This window comes from Vibrio lamellibrachiae (genome assembly GCF_050337265.1).
In the GTDB taxonomy this organism is placed as follows: Bacteria; Pseudomonadota; Gammaproteobacteria; order Enterobacterales; family Vibrionaceae; genus Vibrio; species Vibrio kyushuensis.
In genome coordinates, this window is the sequence record NZ_JAKJSU010000015.1 from 102,425 (window position 1) to 112,271 (window position 9,847).

Below are 9,847 nucleotides of genomic sequence, written 5' to 3' on the forward strand. Positions count from 1 at the left end.
CTGAAATAAAAAGATCCCGCTATTAGGTAAATAGCAGGATCTTTTTTGTATTGATTGCTTTCTGTTTTCTTTACTACTCTTATCTTTACTACATAAAGAAAATCAGATCATTTTCTTCAAGCGATACAGCGCTTCAAGGGCTTGCCTTGGCGTTAGGTCGTCGGGATCAATCCCTGCAAGCGCAGACTCAACTTCACTTGGCTCTGGAATCAAACTTAACTGATTAGCAATATCAACGGATGATGGTTTATTCTGTTCCGTTGCCGTACCTAGTTGCTCTAACTGCGTTAGCTTATTACGTGCGTTTTTAATGACACTCTTCGGCACACCAGCAAGACCCGCTACAGCAAGTCCATATGATTTGCTTGCTGCACCTTCTTGAACTGCATGCATAAAGGCAATGCTATCCCCATGTTCAACCGCGTCTAAGTGTACATTGGCAAGATTTGGTAGCTGATTTGGAAGCTCAGTCAGTTCAAAGTAATGGGTCGCAAACAGTGTCATAGCGCCTATATTACTCGCAAGCCACTCAGCACTTGCCCAAGCCAAAGATAAGCCATCGTAGGTACTGGTTCCTCGCCCAATTTCATCCATTAGTACCAGACTTTTTGGTGTCGAATTGTGCAAGATATTGGCGGTTTCTGTCATCTCAACCATGAAAGTTGAACGGCCAGAGGCCAAATCATCAGATGCACCAATACGAGTGAAAATACGGTCTATTGAGCCGATCTGCGCCGATTCTGCAGGTACATAACTACCAATGTGTGCCATTAAGGCGATCAGTGCTGTTTGACGCATATAGGTGGATTTACCGCCCATGTTCGGCCCAGTAATGATCAACATTTTGCGCTTATCGTTGAGTTCAATTGGGTTAGCGATGAACGGTGCATCCATTACTTTTTCAACCACAGGGTGGCGGCCTGCTTGAATATGGATCCCGGTCTCTTTGCTGATGGCTGGGCGGCAATAATCTAAGCTTTCCGCGCGCTCAGCAAGGTTTTGCAATACATCGATTTGTGATACAGCTGACGCGATATTTTGCAGGCGTTCTAGGTGTGGAAGCAGTAGATCAAACAGCTCTTCCCAAAGTTTTTTCTCAATGGCGAGTGCTTTTGATTTTGAACTCAGTACTTTGTCTTCATGCTCTTTTAGTTCAGGGATAATATAGCGCTCAGCATTCTTAAGCGTTTGACGCCTAACGTAATGAGGCGGTACTAAGTGACTTTGCCCTCGGCTAACTTGAATAAAGAAACCATGCACATTGTTAAAGCCAACTTTCAGCGTATCAATTCCGTGACGTTCTCGCTCTTCTGCTTCGAGCTTATTAAGAAACTCAGTTGCACCATCGGCTAAATCACGCCATTCATCCAACTCTTCGCTGTAGCCTGGTGCAATCACACCACCATCACGAATCACAACCGGTGGATTCTCTTTGACGGCACGCTCTAAAAGATCGCGTATCTCCTCAAATGGTGCGGCATATTGGTTTAGCTTTACTAGATATGGTTGCTTTAGCTCATTGAGAGAAGCATGCAGATCGGGCAGTTGTTGCAGTGCTTGGCGCAGTCTAGCCATGTCTCTTGGGCGAGCAGAACGAAGCGCTAATCGAGCCAAAATACGCTCTATATCGCCAATCTGTTTTAATGTTGGTTGTAAATCGCTATATAAACCTAAATCTTTAAGCTCACTAATGGCATCAAGGCGTTGATTGAGTGTGTCAGTACAACGCATTGGTTGATGAAGCCAGCGTTTTAGCATTCGGCTGCCCATTGCTGTTGCACTGTGATCAAGCACTTCTGCTAGGGTGTTATCTAAACCGCCAGATAAGTTATGTGTGATCTCAAGGTTACGTCTTGTAGCTGCATCCAAAATAACCGAGTGATCTTGGCGATCAAATGTCAATGAACGGATGTGTGGCAGGGTAGTGCGTTGAGTATCTTTAACGTACTGAATTAAACAACCCGCAGCGCATAATCCAAGTTTTGCATTTTCTACACCAAAGCCTACGAGATCACGAGTACCGAATTGTTGGTTAAGCTGCTGCTTGGCAGTATCCAGCTCAAACTCCCACACCGGACGGCGACGATTACCATTTCGGTTGCTCATCAGATGTACGGGTTCAAAGTCTTCCGGAAAAAGAAGCTCTCTTGGTGATGTGCGCTGAAGCTCCGCGGCCATCGCTTCTTCATTCTCTGGCTCAATTAATTGAAAGCGGCCAGATGTCATATCAAGCGTTGCGTAACCGAACCTATCGCCGTGATGGTAAATAGCCGCAATTAAGTTGTCGACACGTTCAGAAAGCAGGGCCTCGTCAGTCACGGTGCCCGGAGTCACAATGCGTACAACTTTGCGTTCGACTGGGCCTTTACTTGTTGCTGGATCGCCAACTTGCTCACAAATAGCGACAGACTCACCAAGTTGAACCAATTTTGCTAGGTAGCCTTCAATCGAGTGATAAGGAACACCGGCCATTGGGATAGGCTCACCCGCTGAGGCCCCACGCTTTGTTAGAGAGATATCAAGTAACTGAGATGCGCGCTTGGCATCATCATAAAAAAGCTCGTAGAAATCCCCCATACGGTAGAACAAGAGTATTTCAGGGTTCTCAGCTTTCAGCCCAAGATATTGCTTCATCATTGGCGTGTGTTTTTGATCGGCTTTCACAGTTCTATTCTTTCGTTTTGATCTATTGCGGCTTAGGATACGTGAATACGATTCACGCGAAAAGATCCAAATTCATACGAAAGACACAAAGAGGTTTTCTGTCATGGCGTCACATCTAGTATTTAATGAACAGCTTAATAAGCAGCTCAGTAAACAGGTCGGTCAGCTACTTCTAGAAACAAAGCAGATCATGGCAACGGCTGAGTCCTGTACTGGGGGAGGGGTTGCCACCTCTATTACCGATATAGCGGGCAGTTCTGCTTGGTTTGATCGCGCATTTGTTACCTATAGCAATGAAGCAAAAATGGAGATGTTAGGCGTTAAGCAAGAGACATTAGAGCAATATGGTGCAGTGAGTGAGCCGATTGTCGTTGAAATGGTTAATGGTGCTTTGTCCCATTCAAAAGCGACGTTGGCTGTCTCCATTAGTGGAATTGCCGGGCCAGGTGGCGCAACAGAAGGTAAACCAGTAGGAACGGTTTGTTTTGCTTGGGCAAGTAATTGTGATTGGCGTAAGGTTGAAACGATCTATTTTGAAGGCGATCGTGAGAGTGTTCGATCACAAGCAATAAGTCATGCACTTCAATCCGTTATCGATTATTTGAGTAAGAAATCAAAATAGTGGTTAGAAATAATTGACACTAAATAGTGTGATCCAAACAGTATAAAGCTATTATTTTTTTCATACAGCTATGGACACTGTATGAATCAACAGTATAATAAAAGCCAATTAAAGACCCTTACGGGTAACCCGTATATCGGTAAACCAATTGTATTCTAGTTCGCAACTCAAACTGCGAACAGTGTGGAGATAGAGATGGACGCAAATAAAGAAAAAGCATTAGCCGCAGCCCTTGGCCAAATTGAAAAGCAGTTTGGTAAAGGTTCTATTATGCGTCTTGGTGACAACCGTACGATGGATGTTGAAACCATCTCAACAGGTTCACTTTCTCTAGACATCGCACTGGGTGCTGGTGGTCTACCAATGGGACGTATCGTTGAAGTATACGGTCCTGAATCATCAGGTAAAACAACGTTAACGCTTGAGCTTATCGCTGCCGCTCAACGTGTTGGTAAAACTTGTGCATTCGTTGATGCAGAGCACGCACTTGACCCTATCTACGCACAAAAGCTAGGTGTTGATATCGATGCACTATTGGTTTCTCAACCAGATACTGGTGAGCAAGCTCTAGAAATTTGTGATGCGTTAGCACGCTCTGGCGCGATTGACGTATTGGTTATCGATTCAGTAGCAGCTCTAACACCAAAAGCTGAAATTGAAGGCGAAATGGGCGACAGCCACATGGGTCTTCAGGCGCGTATGCTTTCTCAAGCAATGCGTAAGCTAACGGGTAACCTAAAGCAGTCTAACTGTATGGCAATCTTCATTAACCAAATTCGTATGAAGATTGGTGTAATGTTTGGTAACCCAGAAACGACAACTGGTGGTAATGCACTTAAGTTCTACGCATCGGTTCGCCTTGATATCCGTCGTACCGGTTCTATCAAAGAAGGCGACGAAATCGTTGGTAACGAAACGCGAATCAAAGTAGTTAAGAACAAAATTGCAGCACCATTTAAGCAAGCTGAAACTCAAATCCTTTACGGAAAAGGCTTTAACCGCGAAGGTGAGCTAATTGATTTAGGCGTGAAGAATAAGCTTGTTGAAAAAGCGGGCTCTTGGTATAGCTACAATGGCGATAAGATTGGCCAAGGTAAATCAAACGCTGGTAAGTACCTTCGTGAGCATCCAGCGGTTGCGCTTGAAATCGATACTAAACTACGCGAAATGCTGCTAACTCCAGCTCAACTTGAAGAGCCAGAAAAAGAAGAGCAACCAGAAGAAGAGTTGTAATATTCAGCTACATTCTTCCCTGATTTAAACCAAAGCCCTGCAATGCAGGGCTTTGTTGTATTTGCCATTCAACACTCCGATCAAGCTGAACATTTCCCCCTCAAATATTGAAAGTGAAACTGTATTAAATGACGAATTAGTGCCTCATTTAAGCTCAATAGCGTCTTTTTAGTTAGAAAACTAGTCTATGACTTAACCATGATCTACAATACGGCAAAATTCTAACTCGATAATTTTCAGGAAGAGCTGCATGTACATGAGCACTGATGAGGTTCGCAACGCGTTCCTTAAGTTCTTTGAAAGCAAAGGACACCAAATCGTAGACAGTTCATCGTTAGTTCCACATAACGATCCAACCCTGCTATTCACAAACGCAGGTATGAACCAATTCAAAGATTGCTTCTTAGGCTCAGAGAAACGAGCCTACACGCGAGCGACTACGTCTCAGCGTTGTGTACGTGCTGGTGGTAAACACAATGATTTAGAAAACGTTGGCTTTACTGCTCGTCACCACACCTTTTTTGAAATGCTTGGTAACTTCAGTTTTGGTGACTACTTCAAAGAAGATGCTATTGCGTTTGCTTGGGAGTTTCTAACTGAAACTCTACAGCTACCAAGAGATCGTCTGTTAGTTACTATTTATGAAACAGATGATGAAGCATTTGATATCTGGAACAAAACGGTAGGTATTCCTGCTGATCGTATCGTTCGTATTGGCGATAAAGAGGGTGGTAAGCCGTTTGAGTCAGATAACTTCTGGCAGATGGGCGACACCGGTCCTTGTGGTCCATGTACTGAAATCTTCTATGATCATGGTGAACATATTTGGGGTGGTCGCCCTGGAACGCCAGAAGAAGATGGCGATCGCTTTATTGAGATCTGGAATAACGTATTTATGCAGTTTAACCGTCATGCCGATGGCACGATGGAACCACTGCCAAAACCGGCTGTTGATACGGGTATGGGTATCGAGCGTATCTCTGCAATTATGCAAGGCGTTCACTCGAACTATGAAATTGATGTTTTCCAAACATTAATCAAATCAGCGGCAGAAGTGATTGGTCATGACGATCTTTCTAATCAATCTCTACGTGTGGTTGCTGACCACATTCGTTCATGTGCATTCCTCATTGTTGATGGTGTTATGCCGTCAAATGAAGGCCGTGGTTATGTACTTCGCCGTATTATTCGTCGTGCAGTACGTCACGGTAACAAGCTAGGCGCTCAAGGTTCATTCTTCCATAAACTGCTTCCTGTACTTATTGAAGTCATGGGCACGGCGGGTGAAGAGCTTAAGAAGCAGCAAGCTATCGTTGAAAAAGTTCTGCGTATTGAAGAAGAGAACTTTAGCCGAACTCTAGAGCGTGGCATGGTTATCTTAAATGATGCTCTTGATAATCTAGAAGGCAGCGTACTAGACGGTGAAACAGTCTTCAAACTGTACGACACTTACGGATTCCCAGCAGACTTAACCAATGATGTTGCGCGTGAGCGTGAATTGTCTATTGATGAAGCTGGCTTTGAAAAGGCGATGGAAGAGCAGCGTAAACGTGCTCGTGAAGCGGGCCAGTTTGGTACTGACTACAACGCGACTATCAAAATTGATAGTGAAAGTGAGTTCTGTGGTTATGAAGCAACGACAGGCAGCAGCAAGGTGTCAGCACTTTTTGTTGAAGGCGAAGAAGTTTCTACTCTTTCTGCTGGTGACAAAGCGATCATCGTATTAGATGAAACGCCGTTCTATGCAGAATCAGGTGGACAATGTGGTGACGCAGGTCAGTTGATTACTGATGCTGGTGTATTCACTGTTGAAGACACACAAAAGCTAGGCAATGCAATTGCCCATCACGGTGTGCTTTCTGAAGGTGTATTCGCTAAAGGCGACGAAGTAAGCGCAAAGGTTGATGCATCACGCCGCGCTGCAATTACTTTGAACCACTCAGCAACTCACTTACTACACGCTGCTTTGCGTTCTGTTCTTGGTGACCACGTTGCTCAGAAAGGCTCATTGGTTAAGCCAAATAATCTACGTTTTGACTTTTCTAACTTAGAAGCGGTTACACCTGCTGAGTTGAAAGAAGTAGAGCGTATGGTTAATGCTCAAGTTCGTCAAAACCACGTTATTGAAACGAACATCATGGACATCGAGTCTGCTAAACAAAAAGGTGCTATGGCACTGTTTGGCGAGAAGTATGATGATGAAGTTCGCGTACTATCAATGGGTGAGTTTTCTACAGAGCTTTGTGGTGGTATTCACGCAAGCAACACGGGTGATATTGGTCTATTTAAGATCACATCGGAAGGTGGTATTGCTGCGGGTATTCGTCGTATTGAAGCGGTTACTGGTGAAGCTGCATTAGATGCGGTTGATGCACAGCAAGCTCAGTATGAAGAGAAACTCAGCGAAGCTGCTAGCAAGTCAAAGCAATTAGAGAAAGAAATCCAACAACTGAAAGACAAGATGGCTGCTGCGGAAAGCGCGAACATCATGGGCAAGGTTGAAGAGATCGAAGGTACAAAAGTTCTTGTTGCTGCCATCGAAGGCGGTGACAACAAAAACTTACGCGTAATGGTTGATGAAGCTAAGAATCGCGTTGGTAGTGGCATCATTCTTCTTGCGAACGTTAACGATGGCAAGATTGGCCTAATCGCTGGCGTGACTAAAGATCTTATCGGCAAAGTGAAAGCTGGTGATCTAGTCAAGATGGTTGCAGAGCAAGTTGGTGGCAAAGGCGGTGGCCGTCCTGATATGGCTCAAGCTGGTGGTAATGATATCGAAGCATTACCTGAAGCACTTACTTCTACTCGTGCTTGGTTACAAGAGCGCTTGAAGTAACCGTTAGCAAAAAAAGTATGCTTAATTGAAAAGTTTTGATTGAGCATAACAATGTTATTAGAACCAAGTGGTTTAATTGGACGAAATACAGAGCCAAGTAGACGACTTGGTTTTTCTCTTTTACATACCTATGAAGTTTGTTTCTGTAGGTCCAATAAGATTTAGTCTTGGGAAGGTGAAGGCTGGTGAAAAAGCCCGTTATCGTACAAAAATTTGGTGGGACGTCAGTAGGAACGATTGAATCGATTCATACTGTCGCCAAACATATTATTAATGCTAAGAATCAAGGCAATCATATTGTGGTTGTTGTGTCAGCGATGTCAGGAGAGACGAATCGCTTAATGTCTTTGGCAACGCAGATCGACAGTGTGCCAAACGCGCGCGAGCTTGATGTCTTGTTGTCATCTGGTGAGCAAGTCTCGATGGCACTGCTTGCTATGGCGCTCAGTAAACTTGGGTATAAAGCGTGTTCACTAACAGGAACACAAGCCAGCATACAGACAGATAGCCAACATAATGACGCCACGATCAAATGCATTGATACCTATGCAATTGAAAGCCGACTAGAGCAAGACAACATAGTCATTGTAGCTGGCTTTCAAGGGATTAATGATAACGGAGACATCACGACTTTAGGGCGTGGCGGATCAGATACCAGTGCTGTTACGTTAGCTGGAGCACTAAAGGCGAAAGAGTGTCAGATTTTCACTGATGTTGATGGCATTTACACTTGCGATCCAAGAGTGGTTCCCAATGCTAAGAAACTAGATGTCATTGATTTTCCATCGATGGAGCAGATGGCCCGTAAAGGTGCCAAGGTATTACATTTGCCATCAGTTCAATATGCATGGAAACACAATGTACCGCTTCGAGTTCTTTCTACTTTCAAAACGAACAATGGCAGTTTGATTCAAGGAGAGGTAGCGTCCAAAAACGTTGCAGGAATCGCGATAAGTCGAAATATGCTATTGGTCGAGATAGAGCCCGCACACTTAGCAAGTGCGACGACACAGTGCCAAATGCTCGGGATCACCATCTGGAATGTGATCAAACATCCAGATCACGTGAGCATTGTGATTGAACATGACTCAATTTCTAAATTGGATCTGGTGTTCAGTGACAAAATCCGTAATAGTTCAGAGGTAAGCCTGTTAACGGTCGTTGGCTTGCGAGCAAAAGGATTGATTAAGTCATCAAAGCAGTTGTTAATAGGACGTGATATTAACGTTGTCAGCGATTTTATTGAGAATGAATCATTGACGATTGTTTTATCTAAAGATTGCGTAGATAATGCAGCTTATGTGCTACATGATGCTTATATTGCCCAAAGCCAAGCATTCGATGGCCAAAAGAAACACGTGCTTTTAGGCTAATATTGATTAACATTATTGTTTACGAAAATATAACTTTTGTTAGATAATACTTTCGTAGCAAATTTATTTAGAGACTACTCAAGGAGCTAGTAATGCTAATTTTGACTCGCCGTGTTGGCGAAACTCTTATGATCGGTGATGAAGTAACTGTCACTGTTCTTGGTGTAAAAGGTAATCAGGTTCGTATCGGTGTAAATGCTCCAAAAGAGGTTTCTGTACACCGTGAAGAGATCTACATGCGAATCCAAGCAGAAAAAGGTAATGGTAACGTTGCACCTGGCGGCAGTTACTAATATCTAAGAGGCTAGCATCTATGCTGGCCTTTTTTGTGAGTTTAAAACAGATAATACGAGTAAAAAGAGTGATTTCACATCGCTTTGATTAAATTGCAAACGGTTGACGTTTTTTTTAATCTTTTTGCCAAGAAAGTGTTTGACATATTTTCGGTAAATCGTAATATGTGCCTCCGCAAGACGGAGAGGTGGCCGAGAGGCCGAAGGCGCTCCCCTGCTAAGGGAGTATGTGGTTTATAGCCGCATCGAGGGTTCGAATCCCTCCCTCTCCGCCATTCTTGCTTATTTGTTGTAGCATACAAATAATTGTTTGTTTTAGCAGGCAAACAGACAGAGAACAAAATGTGCGTCCTTAGCTCAGCTGGATAGAGTACCTGGCTACGAACCAGGCGGTCGGAGGTTCGAATCCTCCAGGACGCGCCATTCTTTTTAAGAGTCACTTCTTATTAGAATGAAAGATATAATGTGGAGAGGTGGCCGAGTGGCCGAAGGCGCTCCCCTGCTAAGGGAGTATGTGGTTTATAGCCGCATCGAGGGTTCGAATCCCTCCCTCTCCGCCATTTATTGGCCTTAGGTCAATTTTTTTGTTCCAAAAGAAATAAATTGTGATATTGTTCACAATCTTGTGCGTCCTTAGCTCAGCTGGATAGAGTACCTGGCTACGAACCAGGCGGTCGGAGGTTCGAATCCTCCAGGACGCGCCACTATTTAGGGTTTTCATTAATCCTGATATTGATAACTTAATTAACACTAAGTTAATAGAGAATTCAGTATCGAAACCTTGTGCGCTCTTAGCTCAGCTGGATAGAGTACCTGGCTACGAACC

At 44.0% G+C, this 9,847-nt stretch carries 6 protein-coding genes and 4 tRNA genes; 9 read left to right on the plus strand and 1 reads right to left on the minus strand.

What is annotated here, in order from left to right:
• Nucleotides 1-102: 102 nt before the first annotated feature.
• Nucleotides 103-2,664, minus strand: a complete 2,562-nt coding sequence (gene mutS, locus L4C54_RS21540; RefSeq protein WP_428809756.1) for a DNA mismatch repair protein MutS — start codon at nt 2,662-2,664, stop codon at nt 103-105.
• Between the two features lie 103 nt (nt 2,665-2,767).
• On the opposite strand from mutS, the gene pncC reads away from it, so the two are divergent.
• The 9 genes from pncC to L4C54_RS21585 all read left to right on the plus strand — a co-directional run bounded on the left by pncC (nt 2,768) and on the right by L4C54_RS21585 (nt 9,725).
• The gene (gene pncC, locus L4C54_RS21545; protein WP_428809757.1) at nt 2,768-3,286 is read left to right on the plus strand and encodes a nicotinamide-nucleotide amidase; all 519 of its coding nucleotides are present in this window, start codon (nt 2,768-2,770) and stop codon (nt 3,284-3,286) included.
• 195 nt (nt 3,287-3,481) lie between these two features.
• A complete protein-coding gene (recA, locus tag L4C54_RS21550) occupies nt 3,482-4,519 on the plus strand; it encodes a recombinase RecA (RefSeq protein WP_428801194.1) in 1,038 nt (345 codons plus the stop codon).
• 250 nt (nt 4,520-4,769) lie between these two features.
• Nucleotides 4,770-7,355 (plus strand): alanine--tRNA ligase, encoded by a 2,586-nt coding sequence (gene alaS / locus L4C54_RS21555; protein WP_428809758.1) that lies wholly within the window; start codon nt 4,770-4,772, stop codon nt 7,353-7,355.
• A 185-nt stretch (nt 7,356-7,540) separates the two neighbouring features.
• Nucleotides 7,541-8,728, plus strand: coding sequence for an aspartate kinase (locus tag L4C54_RS21560; RefSeq protein WP_428809759.1), 1,188 nt, complete (start codon nt 7,541-7,543; stop codon nt 8,726-8,728).
• 92 nt (nt 8,729-8,820) lie between these two features.
• Nucleotides 8,821-9,021, plus strand: coding sequence for a carbon storage regulator CsrA (csrA, locus tag L4C54_RS21565; protein WP_248007442.1), 201 nt, complete (start codon nt 8,821-8,823; stop codon nt 9,019-9,021).
• A 182-nt stretch (nt 9,022-9,203) separates the two neighbouring features.
• Nucleotides 9,204-9,296, plus strand: a tRNA-Ser gene (locus tag L4C54_RS21570).
• Nucleotides 9,297-9,367: 71 nt separating this feature from the next.
• Nucleotides 9,368-9,444, plus strand: a tRNA-Arg gene (locus L4C54_RS21575).
• 44 nt (nt 9,445-9,488) lie between these two features.
• Nucleotides 9,489-9,581 (plus strand) — tRNA-Ser (locus L4C54_RS21580).
• Between the two features lie 67 nt (nt 9,582-9,648).
• Nucleotides 9,649-9,725 (plus strand) — tRNA-Arg (locus L4C54_RS21585).
• Nucleotides 9,726-9,847: the final 122 nt, after the last annotated feature.